The organism is Vreelandella sp. 21 (genome assembly GCF_050995515.1).
Classification (GTDB): domain Bacteria; phylum Pseudomonadota; class Gammaproteobacteria; order Pseudomonadales; family Halomonadaceae; genus Vreelandella; species Vreelandella alkaliphila.
Window position 1 is genome coordinate 3,131,669 of record NZ_CP194673.1, and the last position, 25,182, is coordinate 3,156,850.

The following is a 25,182-nucleotide window of genomic DNA, read 5'->3' on the forward strand; positions in this document are numbered from 1 at the left end:
ATGAGCCAGTTTGCCATTAACCTATTGTTTGTCGGCGCGTCGTTTGCGCTCTATATCGGGATTGCGATATGGGCACGAGCCGGGTCGACCAAAGACTTCTACGTTGCCGGTGGCGGCGTTCACCCTATCACCAACGGTATGGCGACTGCCGCTGACTGGATGTCAGCTGCATCGTTTATTTCAATGGCCGGTCTGCTAGCGTCTGGCGGATACGCTAACTCCACCTTCTTGATGGGCTGGACAGGTGGTTACGTTATCCTGGCAATGCTGCTAGCGCCTTACCTGCGTAAGTTTGGCAAGTTTACAGTGCCCGACTTTATTGGTGACCGTTTCTACAGCAACACTGCGCGCTTCGTCGCGATTGTGTGTTTAATCGTTGCCTCTGTTACTTACGTTATCGGTCAAATGACCGGTGCTGGCGTTGCTTTCTCGCGCTTCTTGGAAGTGAGCAACACCTGGGGTATCTGGATCGCAGCGCTGATTGTGTTCCTGTATGCCGTTTTTGGCGGCATGAAAGGTATTACCTACACGCAGGTCGCTCAGTACGTAGTGCTTATCATCGCCTATACTATTCCGGCGGTGTTCATTGCCATGCAACTAACCGGCAACCCGATTCCGATGTTCGGTATGTTCAGTACTCATACGGAGTCTGGTATTCCGCTACTGACCAAGCTGGATGAAGTGGTCAATGCACTTGGTTTCCGCGACTATACCGCCGACGTCGATAATAAGCTGAACATGGTGCTGTTTACTCTGTCGCTAATGGTGGGTACTGCTGGTTTACCCCACGTCATTATTCGCTTTTTCACTGTGCCGAAAGTTGCTGATGCGCGCTGGTCCGCTGGTTGGGCACTTGTATTCATTGCACTGCTGTACCTCACCGCTCCTGCGGTTGGTTCCATGGCGCGTCTAAACTTGGCTACCACCGTCTATCCCGAGATGGCAGGACAAGTAGAGAATTACGAAGAAGCCGCCCGCAATCCGATTCTCTATGAAGATCGTCCTGAGTGGGTGCGCACGTGGGAAGAAACTGGGCTTATCGCCTTCAACGATCTCAACAATGACGGCCGCATCCAAATGTACAATGATGCTACCGACTATTCTGATCGTGGCTGGGAAGGTAACGAGCTGACCGTTAATAACGACATTCTCGTATTAGCAAACCCAGAAATTGCTAACCTACCGGGTTGGGTTATCGGCCTGATTGCAGCAGGCGGTATTGCTGCGGCTCTCTCAACAGCGGCTGGCCTACTATTGGCTATCTCGTCAGCCATTAGTCATGACTTGATCAAAACAATGATCAATCCGAAAATCTCTGAAAAGGGTGAAATGCTGGCAGCACGCATCTCAATGGGCGGCGCAATTCTTCTGGCTACCTACCTCGGGCTTAACCCACCCGGGTTCGCAGCACAGACGGTTGCACTTGCCTTTGGTATCGCGGGTGCCTCACTGTTCCCAGCGCTGATGATGGGCATTTTCTCCAAGCGCATGAACAGCAAAGGCGCGATTTGCGGCATGCTTGCAGGTCTGATCTGCACCCTGCTCTATATCTTCACCTATCTCGGCTGGTTCTTCGTCCCTGGCACCAACATGCTGGCTAACACGCCAGACAACTGGATCCTGGGCATTTCACCACTCTCCTTCGGTGCAATAGGCGCGATGATCAACTTTGCAACTGCGTTTGCTGTCTCTAGCGCAACGGAAGAGCCTCCGCAGGAGATTCAAGACCTGGTAGAAAGCGTTCGCTACCCGAAAGGTGCTGGTGTCGCGGTCGACCACTAAGTCATAATCGGCTCCTCCTCTTTGGCACACTGCCATTAGATTCGGAATCGATACTTCTCATCGGGCTTCCTTAGGGGAGCCCGATGTCATTTAGAAAGGATATTTTATGATTTGGCATCTTGTTGCCGCTGTATTTGCCGGGCTTGCCGCCGCAGGGATAGGCCTATTACTTAGAACGCTTAGCCGTAAACGGCTGCCTAAATGGATCGTGCCCGTTTTTGGTGGCCTGGGTATGCTTGGGTATCAGGTCTCAACCGAATACAGCTGGTTTGAACACAAGCGCTCTCAACTACCTGAAACTGCCATCGTCATTTCCAGCGATACGTCTAGCGCCGTGTGGCGACCATGGACCTTTGTGTTTCCGATGACGACTAAATTCAGCATCGTTGATAGCGACAATGTGCGCGCTCGTCACATTGACGATGAGTTAATTGCTGAATTTATTCTCTATCAATTCGAACGCCGCCATACCGATATACTGACCACTCAGCCTTATGTCTTGAACTGCGCTCACCGCGAGATAGTCCCCCTGAATACAGAGACGGGCGACGCTGAATTAAGCGAACGCCGCACGCTACGGGAAACCGCGCCTTTGCTAACAACCGTTTGCCAACTTGCCGCCGACCAGCAGACGTGATGCCCCTCCTTCGCCTAGAATAGGGTCTTTATTTAGATGATCGTTATTTGATATTAGATCGTCGCTAGGCGAAGCCTTCAACGTGGGGAGACGACATGTTTCATGGCGGTCTGCTGGTCGCGGTATCACTGCTTTACATTGCGGTGCTGTTTGGAATTGCCTGGTTCGGTGATCGCCGTGCACGGACTCACGGCGCCAGCCGCCGACGGCCAATCATTTACAGTTTGGCATTGGCCATTTACTGCACCTCGTGGACGTTTTACGGCGCGGTGGGGCAAGCAGCCACGGCTGGCTGGTCATTCGCCAGTATCTTTGTCGGCCCAATCTTAACGTTTCTGCTGTTTTGGCCTGTTCTGGCAAAAATGATTCGCGTTGCCAAACATCAAAACGTCACGTCAATCGCTGACTTTATTGCTTCCCGTTACGGCAAAACCCAATCTCTTGCGGCGTTTGCTAGCTTAGTTGCCCTCATTGGCACCCTGCCCTACATTGCTCTGCAGTTAAAAGCGGTGTCTACCACCTTTAGTGTTCTTACCGACGCAGCGGATATGACCCATACGCCGCTGTTTGGCGACACAGCGTTTTATGTCGCTATCGTCATGGCAATCTTCGCCATCCTTTTTGGCACTCGCCACACAGACGCGACAGAGCACCACGAAGGGCTGATTCATGCGGTAGCATTTGAATCTCTGGTAAAGTTGCTGGCGTTTGTTGTCCTCGGCGCGTTTGTTACCTGGGGCATGTTTGATGGCCTAGGTGAACTAATGGGCCACGCCGAAAGCCAATTGGAGTTGCAGCGCCAGCTAGCCAATCAAGATTTTGGCCAAAGCTTCTGGGCGCAAACGCTGCTCGCCATGCTCGCCATACTTTGCCTGCCTCGTCAGTTTCATGTGGCAGTGGTGGAAAATATCCACCCAGATGACGCAACGAAAGCACGCTGGCTATTTCCTCTTTACTTACTCGCAGTCGCCTTTTTTGTGGTGCCTTTGGCGGCAGCTGGTTTACTGCTGTTTTCTGAAAGCGGGGTTGAGCCTGATACTTACGTACTTTCTCTTTCGATGGCGTCTGGCCAGCAGTGGCTGACCCTTCTCACCTTTATTGGCGGATTTTCTGCCGCGACAGGGATGGTTATTGTGGCGGCAGTGGCAGTTTCTATCATGATTTCTAACGAGATCGTGATCCCAGCGCTCTTCAGGTTGCGTTGGTTCGACACCAAAGCTCGCGACTATGGCCGCTTAGTACTCCGCGCGCGCCGCCTTACCATTGTCGCTGTTCTGGCAATGGCTTACGGCTTCTATCAGCTCATTGCCGAATTCACCTCGCTAGCCTCAATTGGCATGCTGTCCTTTGCGGCCGCCGCTCAGTTTGCCCCCGCACTCATCGGCGGGCTGTATTGGAAGCGCGGTAACCGCCTCGGCGTTATCGTTGGCATGAACGCAGGCTTTGCGATTTGGGCATACAGCCTGCTAATGCCGGCTATGATCAACGCCGGAGTGCTTCCTCAAGCCTGGCTAGCGGGCGGCCCTTTAGGGCTTAATTGGCTATCGCCCACAACCCTATTTGGCTTAAACCTCGGCGACCCATTTACCCACGGAGTCATGCTGTCGCTGGGCATCAACTTGTTCTGCTATATCTTTGTTTCACAGGTAACTTCTCAGCGGGTTGTCGAGCGTATTCAGGCATCGCTGTTTGTCGATAGCGTTGAAACACGCCAAACATCCGTAAACCGCCCTTGGACAGGCGCCACTACTGTTGGCGACCTTAAAGTACTTTGTGAGCGTTTTCTTGGGGCAGGCCAAGTGGATCGCGCATTTGAGGATTACGCACGACGCGCGGGCAAACCCATGGAAGATAGTTCACGGGCGTCTATCGACGTCATCCAATTTACTGAGCGCTTTCTTGCGTCAGTGCTAGGTGCATCGTCAGCACGCATAGTCGTTAACTCGGCGCTTCAGGGACGCGGCATCGGCATTTCAGATGTCATTTCAATCGTTGATGAAGCCTCTCAAGTCTTAGAGTTCAACCGCGCACTACTGCAAGCCACCATTGAAAACATCAACCAGGGTATTAGCGTGGTTGACCAAAATTTGCGCTTGGTGGTGTGGAACCAACGCTATTTAGAGCTGTTCCGCTTCCCTGATCACTTGATACGGGTCGGCGCCCCCATGGATCGCATTTTTCGCTACAACGCGCACAACGGCGAATATGGTCCAGGAGATCCAGAGGAGCACGTCCAACTGCTGCTAGACAACATTCGCGACGGCCAGCCCCATCGTTATGTGCGTTACCGCCAAGATGGCAGTGTATTGGAAGTCCAAGGCAACCCGATGCCTGGCGGTGGTTTTGTCTATACCTATCAAGATATTACTCAGCAGAAGCGCATCGAAGAGGCGCTGATCCGCTCTGAAAACAACATCCGTATCTACACCGATAATGTACCCGCGCTGATTGCCTATTTTGATAAAGAGTGCCGTTACTTATTCACCAACCGCGCCTACGAACAAGCTTTCGATATTGATCGTAATGCCGTGATTGGACGCCGATACGAAGACGTATTACCGGTTAAAAAAGCTGAAGAGCGCATGCCATGGGTTCAGCGAACGCTTGCAGGCGAGCGCGTCAGTTTTGAAGTCTCAATGCGCGTTAATGATGCCATGCGCTATATGCTGGTCACCTATACGCCCCACTTTGGCGATAGCCAGTCGATTTTAGGTTTCTTCGCGCTTTATCAAGACATTACTGAGCGCCGCCAAGCTGAAATCGCCTTGAAAGAGACCAACGAAACTCTGGAAGAACGTGTTCGCGAGCGCACACAAGCACTTTCCGAGGCCAACGCGGCGCTGCGCCAAGAGAACCGTGTGCGCGCTGAAGCAGAGCAAGCGCTGCGCCAAGCGAAGCAATTAGCTGAAGATGCTAACGCTTCCAAAACGCGCTTTTTGGCTGCCGCCAGTCATGACTTGTTACAGCCGCTGAACGCAGCCCGGCTGTTTACTTCCGCATTAATGCAGAACGTCACCGCTAGCGATACCCAGCGTACCATCAGCCATATTGATAACTCACTTCAAGCCGCTGAAGAACTGCTTGGCACTCTGCTAGATATTTCAAAGCTTGATGCGGGTGCCCTCACACCGCGACGCAGCCACTTTGCACTGGCGGATATTATTCGTCCACTGCGTGCCGAATTTGAAGTAATGGCCGATGACCGTGGACTGGATCTTGTCGTCGTACCGACGCAACAATGGGTAGATTCCGATCCGCAGATGCTTCGCCGGATTGTACAAAACTTTCTATCCAACGCGATTCGCTATACCCAAGAAGGTCGTGTACTACTAGGCTGTCGCCGCCAAGCAGGACGACTTTCCATAGAGGTGTGGGATAGTGGGCCCGGTATTCCTGAGTCTAAGCTAACGGAAATTTTCCAAGAGTTCCGCCGATTGGATCAAGTTTCACGCCATAAAGAGAGTGAGAAAGGGCTCGGCTTAGGCTTATCAATTGCCGATCGTATGAGCCGTGTACTTGACCACCCAATTAAGGTTCGGTCCTGGGTAGGTGTGGGGACTGCATTCTGCGTCAGCGTTCCCATTGTTGCCGCCCGTGAAGTAACCTTAGCGGACCAAGAACCTCAAAGCCGCCGGAGTGGTAATAAGCTAGCGGGTACCCGCATTGTGTGTATCGATAACGAAACGCTCATTTTAGAGGGCATGACGGCCATGCTAAGCGGCTGGGGATGTGAAGTATTTACCGCGACCAGCATCGGCGGTGCAAAATCGATTCTGCGTAACATGGACGGCGACCCCGACGCCATCTTGGCAGACTATCATCTGGACAATGAAGTCACGGGGCTAATGGCACTCGAGGCCCTCAGTGAGCGCTTCGAAGGAGCCGTACCGGGCATTGTGATTACCGCCGACCGCACGGAAGCGGTGGCCGAAGAGATTAAGCGTGCGGGTTATCAACTGCTGCTTAAGCCGGTCAAACCTGCCGCGCTGCGCGCGCTTTTAACTCGCACCCTTCAGGCTAGCCGAGCAGGAGGGAAAACGTAATGATACGGCGGATTGATGCATCATACCGCCATTCCCGAAACGAAACAGATGCACCATACCGTCATTCCCGAAGGGGGGTATCGGGAATCCAGTTTGACCTTACCCGCTGATGCCTGGGAGCCTGCTTCAAAATGGATTCCCGCTAAAAGCATGCGGGAATGACAGAGCCGCGAGACAGATGCATCACACCGTCATTCCCGAAACGAGACAGATGCACCACACCGTCATTCCCGAAGGGGGTTATCGGGAATCCAACTTACCCTTCAAGAAGAAACTTTTGGCGGTTCCACTTCAAGTTTCTGAGCAGCAATAACAGCCTGGGTGCGCGAGTGCACTCCCAGCTTGCGCAGAATAGCCGTCACGTGGGCCTTAATAGTGGCTTCTGAGACGCTAAGCTCATAGGCGATCTGTTTATTCAACAAGCCTTCCGTCAGCATATTGAGCACACGAAACTGCTGCGGCGTCAGTGAGGCAATTGCCTCCGCAAAACGCGACTCTTCTTCGCTGGTTTCATCTAAGACGTTCGCCAACGCTTCTGGCAGCCAAACTTCCCCTTGCAGGATTTCCCCCACCGCTTCAGCAATCAACTGTAGCGAGGATGATTTAGGAATAAAGCCTGACGCGCCGTAGTCAATTGCACGACGTACTACATAGGGCTCGTCACTGCCTGAAACAACCGCCACCGGAATATCGGGCATCTGGCCACGCAATTGAATCAAACCTGAAAAGCCATGCGCTCCTGGCATATGGAGGTCTAGCAAAATCAAATCAGCATCAGGGTGTCGATTAACGACCTCAGTGGTGGCTTCCATGGTGTCGGCTTCGACAATCTCAGCCTGGGGGGCTAACTGGCGCAACGCCTGGGTGAGCGCTGCACGAAACAGCGGATGGTCGTCTGCGACGATAAACTTATGGGCTACTGCCATGGATATTCCTCCGGTTCCTCGAGCAGCGGGGTTGGCTACCGCCGCGACGCTAGGCTCATACGGTTGAAGCATGGTACCCCATGGGCTTCGTCATTCCCAAGCATCACATGCACTATTTGTCATTGATACGTCATCCAAACAGAAATAACAGTGCCGGCTCCATGGCCGGCACTGCAACGGATCTATCCAGTTTGCCTTATTTAACATAGCAAATGAATGACATCCGTCATTTAAAAGTGCCCCCATTAGAAGGATAACTGGGGGCAAAAAACATTACTGGTTGGCACGATGCTCAATGAGTTCGTCCACCACCGACGGATCAGCCAGCGTGCTGGTGTCCCCCAGGCCATCACACTCATTGGCCGCAATTTTACGTAAAATGCGCCGCATAATTTTACCAGAACGTGTTTTTGGCAGCCCAGGAGCCCACTGAATTACATCTGGCGATGCAATCGGGCCAATATCTTTACGTACCCATTGGGTCAGCTCTTTCTTGAGTTCATCCGTGGGATCAATACCATCATTAAGTGTTACATAGATATAGATGCCTTGGCCTTTAATATCGTGCGGAAAACCGACGACGGCGGCTTCTGCCACTGCCGAGTGAGCAACCAGAGACGACTCTATTTCAGCAGTGCCCATACGATGGCCTGAGACGTTAAGTACGTCGTCAACCCGGCCTGTAATCCAGTAATAGCCATCCTCATCCCGGCGGCAGCCATCTCCTGTAAAATACATGCCGTCGTAAGTAGAAAAGTAGGTCTGTACAAAGCGTTCGTGGTCGCCCCAAATGGAGCGCGCTTGGCCCGGCCAGGAGTCGAGAATGACTAGATTGCCTTCCGTCTCGCCTTCCAATTTATGGCCTTCATTATCCACCAGCGCGGGGTTCACACCAAAGAAGGGCGTTGTAGCAGAGCCAGGCTTTAGATCAGTAGCGCCAGGAAGTGGCGCGATCATAATGCCGCCCGTTTCGGTTTGCCACCAGGTGTCCACAATAGGACACTTCTCATTGCCAATAACGCGATAGAACCACTCCCAAGCTTCTGGGTTGATAGGTTCGCCTACAGAACCTAGCAAGCGCAGTGAGTCACGTTTGCTAGAGTCCATCACGTTATCACCATGCGCCATTAATGCACGGACAGCAGTAGGCGCGGTATAGAGGATATTGACCTGATGTTTATCAACAATTTCGCCCATTCGCCCATGGCTTGGGTAGCTCGGTACGCCCTCAAACATTAGCGTGGTTGCACCATTGGCAAGCGGTCCGTACACGATATAGCTATGGCCCGTCACCCAACCTACGTCCGCTGTACACCAGTAAACTTCGCCTTCTTGATAGTCGAAAACATACTGATGGGTCATCGCTGCGTAGGTCAGGTAGCCGCCAGTGGTATGCTTTAAGCCCTTAGGCGCACCGGTTGATCCAGAGGTATAGAGAATAAACAGCGGATCTTCGGCATTCATGGTTTCAGCTTGGCATTCGGTAGATTGCTTATCCACCAGCTCGTCAAACCAAATGTCACGGCCTTCCTTCCAGTCAATATCACCGCCTGTACGCTTCACCACCAATACGTTTTTGCACACATCAGTGCCATCGCGCGTCAGAGCCGAATCGACATTCTCTTTAAGGGGTACGTGTTTACCACCACGCACTGACTCATCAGCAGTGATCACCAGTTTAGAATCAGCACCAATTACCCGCTGAGCGACTGCGTCCGGCGAAAAGCCGCCAAACACAACAGAGTGCACTGCACCAATACGGGCACATGCCAACATGGCCATGGCCGCCTCGGGAATCATCGGCATATACAGCGTCACTGTATCGCCTTTCTTTACCCCCAGCGACTTCAGGCCGTTGGCCAGCTGGTTAGTGCGCTCATAAAGCTCACGGTACGTAATATGTTTTGAATCGTTAGGATTATCTCCCTCCCAGATAATCGCTGTTTGGTCGCCACGCTTCTCCAAATGGCGATCTAGGCAGTTGGCGCTAACGTTTAGCTCACCATCTTCAAACCAGCGAATATCAACATTATCGCGTGCAAAGGAGGTGTTTTTAATCTTGGTTGGCGCCTTGATCCAATCAAGACGCTTTGCTTGCTCAGCCCAGAAACGCTCCGGGTCGTCCATGGACTGCTGATACATTGCCGCATATTTATCTTTATCAGCCCATGCACTGGCAGCGATACTATCGCGCACTGGATAGACGTTTTTATGCTCGCTCATGAAGTTGCCTCTGTCCGTGAAATTGCACTCTCTAGAAAATGGTGTCGGTATTATTGTTAGTCGCACCGACGCGCTTAATATTTACCTAGCATAAACCTCCCAACGCCGGCTTCCCTTTAGACATTGGTATTAACATTTTTAATATTTAAAACAATAGGTTAAAACACTTTCAAGGTTTTTTAAAAGCACTGTAGACCAAGGTCTGATCACAATGACGGCAGCGATAGCGACGCCCCTTTACCACTAAAGAATGACGCCTGGCTGTGAAACAATGCGTTTGACAGTCACATTGATAATAATATGGCCGAGACTGGGCATCCTGAACATCAAAGCGATGAGTCACCTTAGGCTCAAGGCCAAACAGGTCTCGCATGACAGCTTGCCATTCTCGACCATGCGGTTTGAGCCGCGTGCCATTGGCTAAATGAAAGACTAACCAATGCGCCATTTCATGGGGAATCACCTCGTCAAAAAACGCCTGCCGATTATTGCTCAGTAAAACAGGATTAAAACGCAGCCCGCCACGCCCTAGATGCGCCTGCCCTGCTGAGGCACCTTTTAGGTCGAACCACACCTTTGGCGCTGGCAGCGCAGGATAGACTTCTTGGCAGCGTTTTAACGCTTCATCAGTTCTGTCTCGCACGGCGTGCATGAGCGCCTCTGAAGATAGTGTCGCAAGTTTTTCAGCAGGCCATGGGGGCAGTGGTAAAGTCTTCATTAGTGATAAACTAACCAGTAACGATGTTGCCAACGAGTGTTGCCGATCAACATCTTTTTCTCAAAGACGATTTTTATGATGAGGCCCCTTATGGCAGAGCGCAATAACGTTCCCGCAGCAACGTCGCCCAATACCACCCCACCTCAGCCGCTACTTGATGACGAGCAACTTGATCGATTGGATGACTTTCTCGACTCAGAGCAGGTCGGCGAAGATGCGCTGGACCTTATCTCTGCCCATGGTTTTTTAGTGGCGCTGGCGGTTGCCCCTAGCGAATTACCTACCAGTCAATGGCTAACTGAGCTGTTTCAGGGAGAGCCAAGTTATCAGGACGATGCCGAACGAGACGAGATTATCCAACTGTTAACACTGCTACGTGACAACGCCGTCGCAGTGCTTGAACAGGGCGGTTTACCAGAGCTACCCTTCGAGCTAACGCTAGATGGCATCCCCGCTGAGGAAACGCCCATCGGCGACTGGTGCGCGGGGTTTATGGAAGGTGTCTTTAGCGACGAAAGCGCGTGGTTCCAAGATGACGAAGAAGCTGCCGCCACGCTACTGTTGCCCTTTATGTCGCTCTCAGGTTTATTCGATGATGAGCCAGAAATGGCTGAGATGGCCCAAGATCAGGCCAGTCAGGAAACCTTTGTTGCTCAATTGCCAGAATTAGTCCTGGATCTTTATCTTCACTACCGCGTGCCCCCCGAAACGCCAAAGCCTAAGCCACGCAAGAAAACACCGGCCAAAGGTAAAAAGCGTCGATAGCCGATTGTTAGCCGCACATTATTTAAGACGGGTGACAATACCATCCACTACGCCATAGACCCACTCTCGGGCTCGCTGCCACCAGGGTCGTGCGGCCCAGGCGGCAGCATCGACTTCTTGGCTGGCGGCAAAGTTACGCTCAAACAGCGATTGAACTTGCTTGGCGAAGGCTTGGTTTTCTACTTCTTGATTAGCTTCAAGGTTCCAGTGCAGATTCCAATGGTCGAAGTTGCATGAACCAAGACTGACCCAGTTATCTGCTAACACAAACTTGGCATGAATAAACGTGGGCTGGAACTCAAAAATCCGCACGCCAGCTTTTAACAACGCTTGGTAAAACCGTTGTCCTGCATAGCGCACACCTGGGTGGTCATGTTTACTACCCGGTAATAGTAAACAAACATCCACGCCACGCCGTGCTGCGCGAATAAGACGTCGGCGCAGCGTGAAGGTCGGCACAAAATAAGGTGTACATAGCCAAAGTCGCTTGTTTGCCTGATTTACCCGCGCATAGAGCGAGTGGCGAATAGCTTGGTAACGATACCCCCTCGCTGACATTACACGGCCACGTATGCCATCAGCATAATGCACTGCTGTCCGCTGTGGCGGCAACACTGAACTAGCCTGCCCATCACCTGCTTGCCGTGTTAACCGGGAACGCCATAAACGGCGAAAAAGCTCTTCCCAATCAGCGACCACAGGGCCTTCGATGCGCACCGCAATTTCGTACCATGCTTCCAGAAACTCATCCACCGCGCCAAATCCGCCGGTAAACGCAACCTCTCCATCCACGACAACAATTTTGCGGTGATCACGGCTTAAGTTACGAGCCAGCGAGTGAAAACCAATGGGATTAAAGAACCGTAATGCGACACCTGCTTGCTCTAGGCGTATGCGGTCACGATGTTCCAATCCCATAGAGCCATAACCATCGAGCAGCAAATACACTTTTACACCGCGCTCAGCAGCGTCGATCAGCGCATTACTCATCTGGCTCGCTAACTTACCTGACTCCATCAAGTAGAGCTCCACCAGCACGTAGTGCTCCGCTTGACTAACTGCATCAAACATAGCTGGCAAAAATCGCGTTGCTTCCGGCAACAGAGTAGTGCGGTTGCCTTCACGCCACACGTGCTGCATAGAGACTCCTTCTCTTGAAGAAACGGCTCAGCGACGAGCCAGCGAGCGATGGACGTATAAATCGTAACGGCTCGTTTTACCTTCTAGCGTATGCTGCGGCGCTGGGCCATCGATAGGGGGAGCTTTGCGGGGGCGCTTGACCACCACTCGATGCGTTGCTACATCCAGCGCTGCTTCTAATAAGCGCGGTGCATCATCGTCATCTCCCGCCAGCTCTCGAAACAAGCGCATCTCTTTTTTGACCAACGCCGACTTTTCACGGTGCGGAAACATCGGATCAAGATGAACAACCTCAGGATCAAAGGCCGCGCTTTCCACAAGGGCAGCCAGCTGCTCAGCGGCATCACCATGACGAAGCGTCATACGCAAGGCAATCTCTGCTGTCGCGTCTGTTTTTGCGGCACGCGCAAGGCCATCTTGAAGCAGCGCAGCAATCGCCGCGACACGTTCAATTAATAAGACATTTGCGCCCAGGCTTGCCAGTACAAACGCATCCCGGCCCAAACCAGCAGTGGCATCCACGACGTTAGGTGTGATGCCTTTAGCAAGCCCACAGGCTTTTGCCACTAACTGCCCGCGACCACCACCAAACTGACGGCGATGGGCTGCCTTTCCAGCGGCAAAATCCACGCTAAGCGGTTTTCCGTATTGACGCTCATCACCTGACAGTGCCAATTGGCCATCAACGTAGCTAAGCGCCAATCCTGAAGGCAACACAAGCGTCTCTGGGCTTACCGTATGGCTCATGCTGGCTTTTTCCAGGCCACGTCGTTGCGCAAATAAACTGGCTGTGCTTCATGGGCTGCCAGACCTAACCCCGCTTCCAAATCACGAACGGCGAGCCATGCCATCTCTTCGGCCCGTGGCTCAAGATCAGTGAGATGCTGAGACATATTGGCCTGTAGGCTTAACGCAAAGTCATCCCACAGCGTAAACCCCGAGCCCACGCCTACCCAGTCGGCCTCCTCCGCAGGCAAATGAAAGTTAGCAGGCGCCACGACCACTTCGTCACTTTGCAAGCTAAGCGTGTCATTTAAACAGTGCCAAGTAGCCGCATAGATTTCGCCCATACGGGCATCTAACGCGGTCACTACATGACGAAAATGGTAGCGGCGATGGGCCTGAAGCGCGAGCGCTTCCAAGGTGGAAATACCCAACAATGGACGATCCAGCCCAAACGCCAAGCCTTGCGCTGCACCGGCAGCGATGCGCAAGCCGGTGAATGAGCCGGGGCCACGCCCAAACGCAACCGCATCTAGCTGCTGCGTAGCAATATTGGCCTCAGCGAGAATGTCATCCACCATCGGCATTAAGCGCCGGGTATGGGCCCTTGGCGTCATCTCGAAACGCGCCAAGCATTCACGCTGGCTACCCTGCTGGCGCAATAAAGCCGCAGAGCAGGCACTAGAAGATGCGTCCAGTGCGAGAAGGTATAACGATGACATCGATTCTGCACTCCATAAAATAGACCGTCATTATACCTTTACGCGGCCTCAACGACGATGGCCCGCAGGTAACCTGCGGGCCATCGTGTAATTCTCTAGCATGTGCTACTTAGCAAAGCGCTTCTTTCACTTGCCGAGTAATGTCAGCCACGCTGCCTACGCCTTCTACGCGATGATACTGCGGCGCGGCCTCAGGGTCTTCTTTCGCCCACTGCTGATAATAATCTACCAACGGTGCGGTTTGGTCGTGATAAACCGACAGACGGTTGCGCACGGTAGACTCTTGATCATCTTCACGCTGAATCAGCGCTTCCCCAGTCACGTCATCTTTACCCGGCTCTTTGGGCGGATTATGGTCGACATGGTAAACACGCCCAGATGCCGGATGCACGCGACGCCCTGCAAGACGGCTCACAATTTCTTCGTCTGGCACGGCAATTTCCAACACGTAGTCCAGCTTAACGCCAGCCTCTTTCATCGCATCGGCTTGCGGGATGGTGCGCGGAAAACCATCGAACAAGAAACCATTTCCACAGTCGGGTTGGCTAATGCGCTCTTTAACAAGATCGATAATGACATCGTCGGACACCAAACCGCCGCTATTCATAATCTCTTTTACTTTGAGACCCAATTCGGTACCGTCCTTGATGGCCGCGCGCAGCATATCCCCGGTGGAAATTTGAGGGATCTTAAATTGCTCACAGATAAACTGAGCCTGAGTCCCCTTCCCCGCGCCGGGGGCACCCAACAGGATTAAACGCATGGCACTGCTCCTTGAATGTTAGTCGTTAGATATGAATAATTTTTGAATAATGGACTGACAATAACCGTGCCGTTCGGATGACACAACTCCCCAAAAGCCTGATAACGCATTTTTTTAACATTTTCTTAAGCAAAAACAGTCAGGTGGCAATTTCTTGTACTTTGGTCACCCCTTCTTTGCAGACCTACTGAACTGTTTTAAACACAAGCGGCGCCCTATTGGGCGCCGCTTGTGGCTTACTGTGAGACGATTACAGCAGTAATCGGCGAATATCCGTCAACACATCGGCCAGGAAGGCCGTAAAGCGGGCGGCATCCGCACCGTTAATCGCCCGGTGATCGTAGGAGAGCGATAGCGGCATCATTAAGCGCGGTTGGAAGGCACTGCCATCCCATACCGGTTTCATCTGCGCTTTCGATACCCCCAGGATCGCCACTTCCGGCGCATTAACGATCGGTGTGAACGCGGTTCCACCAATCGAGCCAAGGCTCGAAATGGTGAAGCAGCCACCGGTCATCTCATCACGCTTAAGCTTCTTGGTTTGCGCTTTCTTGCCTAGCTCCGCCATCTCCTTGGCTATCTCGATCAAGGATTTCTTATCGGCGTTGCGCACTACCGGCACCATCAGACCGTCCGGCGTATCCACGGCAATCCCAATATGCACGTAGTTTTTCCATACCAGCGTTTCGCCATCGCCTTTCAGGCTAACGTTGAACTGGGGGAATTTACGCAGGGCAAAGGCACAGGCTTTGACCATAAACGGCAACGGTGTCAGCTTAGCGCCCTGGGCTTCAGCCTCGGCTTTCATGGCCTTACGGAAGCTTTCAAGCTCGGTAATGTCGGCCTCGTCGAACTGCGTCACGTGAGGCACATTGAGCCAGCTGCGGTGCAGATTGGTCGCGCCCATTTTCAGCAGGCGACCCATCGGCTTCTCTTCTACGTCGCCAAACTGGCTAAAGTCGACTTCAGGTATCGCGGGAATACCCGCACCACCACTCGCTGCAGGGGCAGCCGCTGTTTGTGCTTTACCCTGGCTGGCAATGGCCTGCTTCACGTAAGCCTGCACATCCTCTTTCAGCACCCGGTCTTTCGGGCCACTAGGCTTAACAAGACCGAGGTCTACGCCGAGTTCACGTGCCAGCATGCGTACTGCTGGGCCTGCGTGTACCAGTTTCCCATCGCGAGGCTTATGAGCCGCCATCTGCGCTTCAGGGCTAGGCGTACCTTCTGGTGAAGCGGCAGGCTTTGCACTTGACTGACTAGTACTTGACTGACTAGCACTAGAGGACTGAGCTTTCTCCGGCGCCGCTTTTTTAGGGGCGGCCTTCTTGGCACCCGCTACTTCTATATAGCCAATCACATCGCCTTCAGAGACGGTGTCACCCTCTTTCACAGTAAGCTCTAAGAGCTTGCCTTTGTAAGGGCTAGGCACGTCCATAGACGCTTTATCAGATTCCAAGGTGATCAACGGGTCTTCTTCGTTGACCTCATCACCTGCCGCCACACCAATTTCGATAATCGGCACGTCAGAAGAACCTGACAAATCAGGTACACGAATCTCTTTGCGCTCAGGCTCACCGCTACCGCTATCTTCTTCAACGGCAGACTCTTCAACAGCCGCTGCTTCCGGCGCGCTGCTGGTTTGGCTAGCAGCCTGCGCTTGCGATGCAGCTTCTTCAGCCGATGCATCACCGCCTTCGCCAGCGATTTCCATCTGGCCGATCACGTCGCCTTCCGAGACGGTATCGCCTTCCTTGACGGTCAGCGCAACGATCTTACCGCCGTGCGGGCTGGGCACGTCCATGGAGGCTTTGTCCGACTCCAGGGTGATCAGGGTATCTTCGGCGTTGACCTCATCACCGGCGCTAACCGCGACTTCGATGATTTCAACGCTGTCTGAACCGCCCAGGTCCGGCACTTTAATATCGACCGTCTGCTTGCCGCCACTGGCTTTCTTCGCTGCCGGTGCGGGGGCGTCTTCCTGCGTTGGTTTGTCTTCTTTCACTGGCGCGTCGTTGGGCTGGCTGTCAGATGCGGGGGCTGACGTCTCTTCGCCGCCACCTTCTACTTCCAGCTCAACGATGTCGTCGCCTTCGGAGACAGTATCGCCTTCTTTGACCAGCACTTTGATGACCTTGCCGCCTTTCGGGGCCGGGACGTCCATGCTGGCTTTGTCAGATTCCAGGGTGATTAGGGTGTCTTCCGCTTCAATGACGTCGCCTTCTGACACCGCAATCTCGATGATTTCGACATCGGTATCGCCACCGATATCGGGAACTTTGATGATTTCGCTACTCAAGGTCGCGCTCCTTCCAAATCGGATCGAGCCGGCGGGCATCTGCCCGCCGGGCAGCGGTTTAGCTGGTCAGCGGGTTCGGCTTGTTGGCGTCAATGCCATACTTCTTCAGCGCCTCGCCGACGTGCTTACGATCAAGCTCACCGCGGTCTGCCAGCGCACGTAGCGCCGCCACGGTGACGAAGTAGCGGTCTACTTCAAAGAAGTAGCGCAGCTTCTCGCGGGTGTCGGAACGGCCAAAGCCGTCCGTGCCCAGCACGGTGTACTCGCTGGGTACCCAGGCACGCACCTGGTCGGCGTAGAGCTTCATATAGTCGGTGGAGGCAATCACCGGGCCGTCACGGCCTTCCAGGCACTTCGTCACGTGGGGCTTGTTGGCCTCGGCATCCGGGTTCAGGAAGGCTTCACGCTCCAGCAGCAGCGCTTCGCGGCGCAGTTCGTTAAAGCTGGTGACACTCCAGATATCCGCGCCAATGCCCCAGTCGTTGGCCAGCAGCTCGGCAGCCGCTTCGACTTCACGCAGGATGGTGCCGGAGCCCAGCAGTTGCACGCGGCCTTTATCGCCCTGGGTTTCGTTGAGCAGGTACATGCCTTTGACGATATCGTCGGTAGGCACGTTCTCAAGCGCGGGGTGCTCGTAGTTTTCGTTCATCACCGTCAGGTAGTAGAAGCAGTTCTCTTTGTCGGAGAACATGCGCTTCAGACCATCCTGGAGGATGACCGCCACTTCGTGGGCGTAGGTCGGGTCGTAGCTGCGGCAGTTGGGGATGGTGGAGGCTTGAATCAAGCTGTGGCCATCCTGGTGCTGCAGGCCTTCACCGTTAAGCGTGGTACGCCCGGCGGTGCCGCCGACCATAAAGCCGCGGGCTTGCAGGTCACCGGCGGCCCAGGCCAAGTCACCAATGCGCTGGAAGCCGAACATCGAGTAGTAGACGTAGAACGGCAGCAGGGTGACGTTGTTGTTGCTGTAGGACGTCGCGGCGGCAATCCATGCGGACATGGCACCGGCTTCACTAATCCCTTCTTCGAGAATCTGGCCTTTCTGGTCCTCGCGGTAGAACATGATCTGGCCTTTATCGACCGGCTCATACTTCTGACCTTCCGAGGTATAGATGCCGAGCTGGCGGAACATGCCTTCCATGCCGAAGGTACGCGCTTCGTCAGGAATAATCGGGACAACATGTTTGCCGAGCTTCTTATCCTTCACCAGGCCATTCAGCACGCGCACGAACGCCATGGTGGTCGAGACTTCACGCCCTTTGGAACCCACCATTTGCGAGGCAAAGGTTTTGTCGTCCAGGCTGGGGATCTCCAGCGCCTCAAAGTCACTGCGGCGGCTCGGCAGGTAGCCGTTTAAGCGTTCCCGCTGCAGGTGCATGTATTTCAGCTCGGGGGAGTCTTCTTCCGGCTTGTAATAGGGCACATCTTTGAGCTGCTCGTCGGTGAGCGGAATGCCGAAGCGGTCGCGGAATTTACGCAACGCCTCGTACTCCATGCTCTTGACCTGGTGGGACTCGTTGGCGGCTTCGCCATCGCCGCTGCCCATGCCGTAGCCTTTGACGGTATGCGCCAGAATGACCGTGGGCTTACCGTTGGTCTGGTTGACCGCTTCGTGGTAGGCCGCGTAGACCTTGAACGGATCGTGACCACCGCGGTTGAGCTTCCAGATGTCTTCATCAGATAGATCGTTGACCATCGCTTCGGTTTCGGGGTACTTACCGAAGAAGTGCTCACGGGTGTACGAACCGCCGTTGGCCTTGTAGTTCTGGTACTCACCGTCGACCGCTTCATCCATGCGTTTTTGCAGGATGCCTTTCTTGTCCTTCTCGAACAGCGGATCCCAGTGACGCCCCCAGACCACCTTGATGACGTTCCAACCGGCACCACGGAATACGCCTTCGAACTCGTCCATGACGCGGGAGTTACCACGCACCGGACCGTCCAAGCGCTGTAGGTTGCAGTTGATAACGAAGATCAGGTTATCGAGGTTTTCACGCCCCGCCAGAGAGATCGCGCCCAGTGACTCCGGCTCATCACACTCGCCGTCGCCCATAAAGCACCAGATCTTACGGTCGTACATGTCTTTCAGCTCACGGTGATGCAGGTACTTCATCACGTGGGCTTGATAGATGGCCTGAATCGGGCCAAGGCCCATGGACACCGTGGGGAACTGCCAGTAGTCCGGCATCAGCCACGGGTGTGGGTAGGAAGAGAGGCCATCGCCGTCGACTTCGCGACGGAATTTGTCCATCTGCTCTTCTGATAAACGGCCTTCCAGGTAGGAACGCGCGTAAATACCCGGGGCAACGTGGCCCTGGATGTAAATCAGGTCGCCTTCAAAATCGCCTTTGGGGGCGCGGAAGAAGTGGTTAAAGCCAACATCGTACAGCGTGGCCGACGACATAAAGCTGGCAATGTGGCCGCCCAGCCCAGGGTTGGCGCGGTTATTACGGATGACCTGAGCAATGGCGTTATAACGAATCAACGACCGAATGCGGCGCTCCATAAACAGATCGCCGGGCATCGGTGCTTCGCGATGCACAGGGATCGTATTCCGGTGCGGGGTTGTCACCGAGAAGGGCACCTTCATCCCGTCCCGGCGCAGGCGATCCGCCAAGCGGGTCATCAGGTAGCGGGCACGATCTTCGCCCTCACGATCCAGTACTGATTCCAGGGATTCCAGCCACTCCGTGGTTTCGAGCGGATCGAGATCTTCTCTTGTCTCCAGACTCATAGAGGTCTCTCCGAATGACGATAAATGACAATGAGCCCCGCCAACCCTTAGGGCCTGGGGCGGCTGCGGTGTTTAGCCACCACAGGCCGATAAAACACCGACGCCTAAGCGTCGCGTAGAGGTTTTCTTTCTACATTCAACAAGCTACGTACTTTCCGATGTAGTAAAGCTACACAATTGTCGTAAAAGTTAGCCTTTTGTATATGAGAAGATACCGCAAAGTCGTCACTCTGCCAATTCCAGCAAGCCCTAAAAGGCTATCGAAAACAGACTATTGCACCGCAACATAAAAAAATAGTAAGACTTTAGACGAATCTACCAAACGCTCAAAAATGTAGCCAAACTACCGTTTTATTTACTTACGAGTGAAGTACTTAATTAAATTTCCAACGTTCTTTTACAAATTTATTAACCCAGCGCTAAGCATCTAACTGTTGATAATAATAAGCCCAGTCAAAGGCTGGCCCTGGATCAGTCTTACGCAGTGGAGCCACGTGAGCATGACCGGTAATGCGTGACTTATCCAGCTGTGGGTAGCGCGCTATTAGCCACTGAGTTACCGCTACTAACCTTTGATATTGCGCTTTGGTAAAAGGGGTCACGTCGTCACCCTCCAGCTCAATACCCACTGAAAAGTCATTTAAGGCTGTTCGCCACGCCTTTTGATACGGATCCAGCCAGCATGAGCGCCCGGCATGCCAGGCGCGATGATCTGTATCAACAAACTGTAAGCACTCGCCATCGCGACGAATCAGAAAATGAGCTGATACCCTAAGATGTGCAATCTCAGCAAAAAAGGGGTGCTCTGCTGAATTTAGCTGGTTAGTAAACAGTGCCTCAATGGCATCACCACTAAACTGACCGGGCGGCAAACTAATCGCATGAATAAGCAGTAGCGAGACCTCACTATTGGGGCGCTGATCGCAGTTGGGTGATGCCATTTGTCTAGCGCTTGGCCACTGCCCATCAAAGGCTGTACTTTTCATAACAGATACACTCTTCTCTACGTTGGCATTCTCTTTCACTATAATGCCCAACACACTCAATAACGCCTAGAGAACTCACCGCCATGCATTATGAAAACGCTCTTGCCGAAGAGATACGCGCTAGCGCAGCCCGCTTACTAGCTGAGGATATTGGCCCTGGCGATATTACAGCGCAGCTAATCCCTGAGAACCAATGGGCAACCGCCAGCATCATTACGCGTGAACCCGCAGTACTTTGTGGTGTTGCTTGGGTAGATGAGATTTTTCGACGGTTAGATAACCGCGTTACGCTACGTTGGCAGGCAGCAGACGGCGACTCTCTTCAAGCAGATCAGTGTTTTTTAGAGCTAGAAGGGCCTGCTCGCAGCCTACTGACCGGTGAGCGTGCTGCCCTAAATATGCTGCAAACATTGTCTGCCACGGCTACATCAACACGACATTACGTTGATTTAATTGAAGGCACTAATGTCCGTCTACTAGATACGCGTAAAACATTGCCTGGAATGCGCCTAGCTCAAAAGTACGCAGTAACCTGCGGCGGTGGACATAATCATCGGATTGGATTGTGGGATGCTTTCTTAATTAAAGAGAATCATATTACTGCTTGTGGCGGTATTCCGGCAGCCGTTGAGCAAGCTCGTAAATTGGCAAGTGACCTGCCAGTAGAGGTAGAGGTGGAAACGTTTGAGGAGCTTGATCAAGCACTGGCCGCAAAGGCAGACATTATCATGCTCGATAATTTCGCCTTAGAAGACTTGCATGTAGCCGTCGAAATAACTGGTGGGCGGGCAACACTTGAGGCCTCTGGCAATGTCGGCGCAGCAACATTGAAGGCAATTGCCGATACCGGTGTTGACTGCATTTCCAGCGGCGCACTCACCAAAGACCTAAAATCGATCGATTTATCGATGCGTATTACCCACACCTTCGACGTTTGATGTACTCAGGTTTCGACAGCGTTGAGCTTTTTGACTAAGCGATAGCGTTTCAAAAGCTCGCCACTGCGCTCTACCCACTGCTCGCCGAGGTTGCTAAAACCTCGGCGAATCAAACGTTCATAAAGCACTAAGCTTGCTTCAATTTCTACACTCGATACGCCCTGCTCAAGCAGCATACGTTCAGCGTGTATCAACAATGTGGTACCGATCCCGCGTCCAGTCAGTGAAGGCCACACATAAAGTGTCTCTATACGTTTGGCCGCAACATCCAGCTCTAAAAACCCGACACATCGCCCATCACAGCTGGCAACCAGCGTAGTATAAAGCGTTTGTCTGGCCGCCCAGGCGCTTGCCTCGCGTGGCAGAGCATTCGCCCAAGCTCGGCGTTCGTCTACACCATAGTGGGAAGCAGCGCCCTGCATCACCGCGTGATAAAACACCTCTGCTTGGTCAGCTGCGTCACGGGCAAACCCTTCACGATAGATAATTCGTGGAGTGGGCGCAGAAGGTGTTTGGCTCGCGTTAGTACTTGTCACGTTAGTACTTGTCACGTTAGTACTTGTCACGTTAGTACTTGTCACGTTAGTACTTGTCACATTAGTACTGAGCATATATACAACTCCACTATTTAATTATCGCACCTTAACGGGTCATTGCATCCCAACTCGATGCTCGACTGCTTTATACTTCGTTTTTATCTATACGTAAGGTGTGCCATGCACGATATATCCATAAATGAGTCATTTACCATCAACCCTATAGGTTATATTGAAAGCGACTACCCTGATAAGTTTGGCATTCCTCGCCAACCAGGACTAGCGACGGCAGCGAAAGCGATACTGGTATTAACGCCCCCCTTCAACACACCGTTAAGCGTTCGTGGACTAGAAGCATTTAGCCACTTATGGATCAGCTTTATTTTTCACCGCAGTCCCGAAGAGTGGGCTCCCCTTGTACGCCCACCCCGACTGGGTGGCAATAAAAAAATAGGGGTATTCGCGAGTCGTAGCACACATCGGCCTAATCGTTTAGGGCTATCGCTCGTTGAGCTAGTGGGTATTGATACGCACAACGGTGCACGCCTATTGCTCAAAGGAGCAGATTTAATGACAGGTACACCCGTGGTAGATATCAAACCTTACCTGCCTTGGACTGAAGCCGTTCCGAATGCACGCTCAGGCTTTGCCCCAGCACCGCCACCCTTTTACCCCGTAGAATTCTCTTCAGCGGCCGAAAAAGCACTTGCCCAACGCGCAGATGCTAGTGACTTAAGGCAGCTAATTACTCAAGTATTAGGCCAAGACCCACGACCAGCCTACCATCATGGTCAACCAGAACGGGAATATGGCATGCAGTTAAGAGATGTCAATATTCGTTTTCAAATACAACAGATGCCTGAGCTAGGCAACGTCGTTTATATAATCAGCATTCAAAAAAACAACTAACAATTGGCACTTCGGCAACTCACAACTCACAACTCACAACTCACAACTCACAACTCACAACTCACAACTCACAAGAAGGTAGCTTCATTGTAAACTGACTACCTCTACCAAACTCACTTTCACAGCAAATCTCGCCGCCATGCTTAGCTGCTACCGTTTTCACTAATGCTAGCCCGAGACCATGCCCTTCTGCCACGCCATCCTTATCGCTGCGCGTAAAGTCGTCGAAAATATCGTTAATTTCATCAGACTCAATACCGACGCCATTGTCAGAAACCTGCAGCACAATCCACTTACCCTGCCGATACACAAGAACATTAACTTCGCCCCCAGAAGGCGTATACTTAACGGCATTTTCAATTAAGTTAAACACAGCTCTTGCAAGATAGTTCTTGTCGCCCATCATCGGGGCGCCATCTTCATCTTTTAGCTTGCTCGCCACTTTAATATCTTTTACTTTCGCAAGTGGGTAAACCTGATCTAGCACTTCCATAACAACATCTTCAAAAAGCACAAACTCTTTTTTCAAGTCAAATGACTTGGCTCGCGTTAAATTAATAAAGTCGTTAATCATCCCAAGCCCCATCGTGAGGCATTGTTCCAAATAGCTATAGAAATTAGCTTGCGTTGCGGCCGAGGCTGGATTTTTTTGGGCTTCTAGAAATGCTAGCGCTCTTGCCTGAGGAGCTTTCATATCATGTGACAAGAAACTAAGCATACTAGACCTCTGTGCTTCAGCTTCTACTTCACTTGTCAGGTCAACCAGCCATACTAACCAGCCCCCAGCCGCACTATTCGTCGTTGTAGATAACTCTCCCATCTCCAGTCGGTACGTTCGCCCATCTCTATCAGTACATAATCCACCTATTTGAATGCCGTTGACGTTACTCATTCCAGCTGGCTGGGGTGGCCATATAGTCGAAAAACCGTGTTTCTCTTCAAAGGTTAGGAAGGATGGCAAAGCATCAATGTGATCGATGGCCTGCTCTCCTTCCTCCCAACAAATCGCCAATGCTTTTTTATTTGCCTGTAGAACCTCTCCCTTCTTATTTAGTATGAAGATGGGGAGCGGTAATGAGTGCATTGCATCTAATATGAATCGCCGCCCTTCTACAATTCTACCTAGCGCAAACTCAAGTGCTTGAGACTGCTGATAAAGTTTCCCACCCTCACCTCGAATATCATCAGGCTCCCTAAACGGCAAGATAGATGGTTCTTGATATAACAATTCCAGCTCACGCTTAAACCAAGACAGCAATGTTGCCTGGCTTTGCCAAACAATTGCAATGAAGGCGATGCCCAATGCTATTAGGCTCGCAAAAGGAGGCCACCACCACCTAAAATTCAGCGCAACTAGAGAAGCGCATAACACCCCAACACCGAGCGATAGCACCACTAGTAATAAATAACGAAACCTTAACCACCATGCCAATAGCATTAAGACAACAATAGGCAAGCTTGCTAAAAAAGCCCCTATCCAGCTGTCTACTTGGCGTATATAAGTTTCATTTCGTAGGGCATCAAGTAAGTGGGCATGTACTTCAACACCTGGCATTAAACTGGAAGACAATAACGATACATTATAGCGATCGCCCAAACCAAGAGCAGTCATACCCACTAAGACAGTACGACCTCTGAGTAAAGAGGCGGGAACATACCCCATTAATACATCATGATAAGAAACAGTTGGATATGAACCAGTCGGGCCTCTAAATGGTATTCTTATCGCCTCAGTTGGCCAATGTGATACACCATGCTCTCCTTTATTCTCTCCATCCGCAAGAAGGGTCATGAGCTGTGGCCATACATCACCCCGGCGCTCAATCAACAATTCAACCGACCGAGCCACGCCATCAGTATCAAGCACCATATTGATATGTCCAACGCCCCTGGCAGCAGATAATAATGGAGAAGGGGGGGTTAAAACATCTCGTGTACTACCTTCCAATAAAGATTCAGAAAGTAGTGCCATTGGAAGATAAGTGCTGCCATGGCGATGCATTGCATTAGCAAGCCGCGCATCTTCTTCAGGTATGCGGCTTGGCTCAACTAGCAGGACGTCCAACACAATCGATTGCACACCCGCTGCATTCAACTGATCAATCAGCTGGGTGTGAACATCTCTAGACCAAGGCCAACGGCCCAATGCTTGTAGACTGGGCTCATCTATCGCTACAACCAAAATATCGGCAGAAGGAGGCTCTGATTGCCTGGAAAGCCAAGCATCGTAAAAAAAATTATCAGACAGTAAGGGAGACAAACTATAAAGAAAAAAAGCAATGGGTAGTAATAAACTACCCATTGCACACCATGTCATCACAAACCGTCGGTGCAATGCTCT

Annotated in this window: 19 protein-coding genes; 7 read left to right on the top strand and 12 right to left on the bottom strand. The window is 52.3% G+C overall.

Annotated features, from left to right (window positions below; translation table 11 throughout):
* From ACN06F_RS14440 to ACN06F_RS14455, 4 genes are all read left to right on the top strand, one after another.
* On the top strand, positions 1–1,782 hold the full coding sequence (locus tag ACN06F_RS14440; protein ID WP_038477969.1) for a sodium:solute symporter family protein: 1,782 nt from the start codon (positions 1–3) through the stop codon (positions 1,780–1,782).
* A gap of 106 nt (positions 1,783–1,888) precedes the next feature.
* Positions 1,889–2,419: a hypothetical protein gene (locus tag ACN06F_RS14445; protein WP_120386388.1), complete on the top strand. Its 531-nt coding sequence runs from the start codon at positions 1,889–1,891 to the stop codon at positions 2,417–2,419.
* Between the two features lie 95 nt (positions 2,420–2,514).
* Positions 2,515–6,462, top strand: coding sequence for a hybrid sensor histidine kinase/response regulator (locus ACN06F_RS14450; protein WP_433924147.1), 3,948 nt, complete (start codon positions 2,515–2,517; stop codon positions 6,460–6,462).
* Between the two features lie 15 nt (positions 6,463–6,477).
* The gene (locus ACN06F_RS14455) at positions 6,478–6,624 is read left to right on the top strand and encodes a hypothetical protein (RefSeq protein WP_167541167.1); all 147 of its coding nucleotides are present in this window, start codon (positions 6,478–6,480) and stop codon (positions 6,622–6,624) included.
* A 101-nt stretch (positions 6,625–6,725) separates the two neighbouring features.
* On the opposite strand, the gene ACN06F_RS14460 is transcribed toward ACN06F_RS14455, so the two are convergent.
* The 3 genes from ACN06F_RS14460 to ACN06F_RS14470 all read right to left on the bottom strand — a co-directional run bounded on the left by ACN06F_RS14460 (position 6,726) and on the right by ACN06F_RS14470 (position 10,329).
* The gene (locus tag ACN06F_RS14460; protein WP_009721286.1) at positions 6,726–7,388 is read right to left on the bottom strand and encodes a response regulator; all 663 of its coding nucleotides are present in this window, start codon (positions 7,386–7,388) and stop codon (positions 6,726–6,728) included.
* A 273-nt stretch (positions 7,389–7,661) separates the two neighbouring features.
* A complete protein-coding gene (gene acs / locus ACN06F_RS14465; RefSeq protein ID WP_038477978.1) occupies positions 7,662–9,611 on the bottom strand; it encodes an acetate--CoA ligase in 1,950 nt (649 codons plus the stop codon).
* Between the two features lie 169 nt (positions 9,612–9,780).
* Positions 9,781–10,329, bottom strand: a complete 549-nt coding sequence (locus ACN06F_RS14470; protein WP_039868362.1) for a SprT-like domain-containing protein — start codon at positions 10,327–10,329, stop codon at positions 9,781–9,783.
* Between the two features lie 90 nt (positions 10,330–10,419).
* Here ACN06F_RS14470 and ACN06F_RS14475 point away from each other — a divergent pair, with 90 nt between their 5' ends.
* Positions 10,420–11,094 (top strand): YecA family protein, encoded by a 675-nt coding sequence (locus tag ACN06F_RS14475; RefSeq protein ID WP_415965108.1) that lies wholly within the window; start codon positions 10,420–10,422, stop codon positions 11,092–11,094.
* Between the two features lie 18 nt (positions 11,095–11,112).
* Here the strand turns inward: ACN06F_RS14475 and ACN06F_RS14480 are convergent, their stop codons facing one another.
* The 7 genes from ACN06F_RS14480 to ampD form a co-directional block, all read right to left on the bottom strand.
* A complete protein-coding gene (locus ACN06F_RS14480) occupies positions 11,113–12,234 on the bottom strand; it encodes a phospholipase D-like domain-containing protein (RefSeq protein WP_231657676.1) in 1,122 nt (373 codons plus the stop codon).
* 27 nt (positions 12,235–12,261) lie between these two features.
* Positions 12,262–12,981, bottom strand: coding sequence for a class I SAM-dependent methyltransferase (locus ACN06F_RS14485; RefSeq protein WP_253486032.1), 720 nt, complete (start codon positions 12,979–12,981; stop codon positions 12,262–12,264).
* Positions 12,978–13,679 (bottom strand): tRNA (adenosine(37)-N6)-threonylcarbamoyltransferase complex dimerization subunit type 1 TsaB, encoded by a 702-nt coding sequence (tsaB, locus tag ACN06F_RS14490; RefSeq protein WP_433924148.1) that lies wholly within the window; start codon positions 13,677–13,679, stop codon positions 12,978–12,980. The genes ACN06F_RS14485 and tsaB overlap by 4 nt, the downstream gene beginning before the upstream one ends.
* Before the next feature lie 109 nt (positions 13,680–13,788).
* Positions 13,789–14,442, bottom strand: coding sequence for an adenylate kinase (gene adk / locus ACN06F_RS14495; protein WP_433924149.1), 654 nt, complete (start codon positions 14,440–14,442; stop codon positions 13,789–13,791).
* Between the two features lie 250 nt (positions 14,443–14,692).
* Positions 14,693–16,741 (bottom strand): dihydrolipoyllysine-residue acetyltransferase, encoded by a 2,049-nt coding sequence (gene aceF, locus ACN06F_RS14500; RefSeq protein ID WP_433924150.1) that lies wholly within the window; start codon positions 16,739–16,741, stop codon positions 14,693–14,695.
* A 58-nt stretch (positions 16,742–16,799) separates the two neighbouring features.
* Complete coding sequence (gene aceE, locus ACN06F_RS14505; protein ID WP_253486034.1) at positions 16,800–19,472, bottom strand: pyruvate dehydrogenase (acetyl-transferring), homodimeric type; 2,673 nt, start codon at positions 19,470–19,472, stop codon at positions 16,800–16,802.
* 419 nt (positions 19,473–19,891) lie between these two features.
* On the bottom strand, positions 19,892–20,458 hold the full coding sequence (gene ampD / locus ACN06F_RS14510; protein ID WP_038478002.1) for a 1,6-anhydro-N-acetylmuramyl-L-alanine amidase AmpD: 567 nt from the start codon (positions 20,456–20,458) through the stop codon (positions 19,892–19,894).
* Positions 20,459–20,541: 83 nt separating this feature from the next.
* Between ampD and nadC the strand changes: the two genes are divergently transcribed.
* Entirely contained in the window at positions 20,542–21,396 is an 855-nt protein-coding gene (gene nadC, locus ACN06F_RS14515; RefSeq protein ID WP_038478005.1) for a carboxylating nicotinate-nucleotide diphosphorylase, read from the top strand.
* Positions 21,397–21,401: 5 nt separating this feature from the next.
* Here nadC and ACN06F_RS14520 read toward each other — a convergent pair whose 3' ends face one another.
* Positions 21,402–21,932 (bottom strand): GNAT family N-acetyltransferase, encoded by a 531-nt coding sequence (locus ACN06F_RS14520; RefSeq protein ID WP_095604709.1) that lies wholly within the window; start codon positions 21,930–21,932, stop codon positions 21,402–21,404.
* 180 nt (positions 21,933–22,112) lie between these two features.
* On the opposite strand from ACN06F_RS14520, the gene tsaA reads away from it, so the two are divergent.
* A complete protein-coding gene (tsaA, locus tag ACN06F_RS14525) occupies positions 22,113–22,841 on the top strand; it encodes a tRNA (N6-threonylcarbamoyladenosine(37)-N6)-methyltransferase TrmO (RefSeq protein ID WP_433924151.1) in 729 nt (242 codons plus the stop codon).
* A 61-nt stretch (positions 22,842–22,902) separates the two neighbouring features.
* On the opposite strand, the gene ACN06F_RS14530 is transcribed toward tsaA, so the two are convergent.
* Positions 22,903–25,143, bottom strand: a complete 2,241-nt coding sequence (locus ACN06F_RS14530) for a CHASE2 domain-containing protein (protein ID WP_433924152.1) — start codon at positions 25,141–25,143, stop codon at positions 22,903–22,905.
* Positions 25,144–25,182 lie beyond the last annotated feature (39 nt).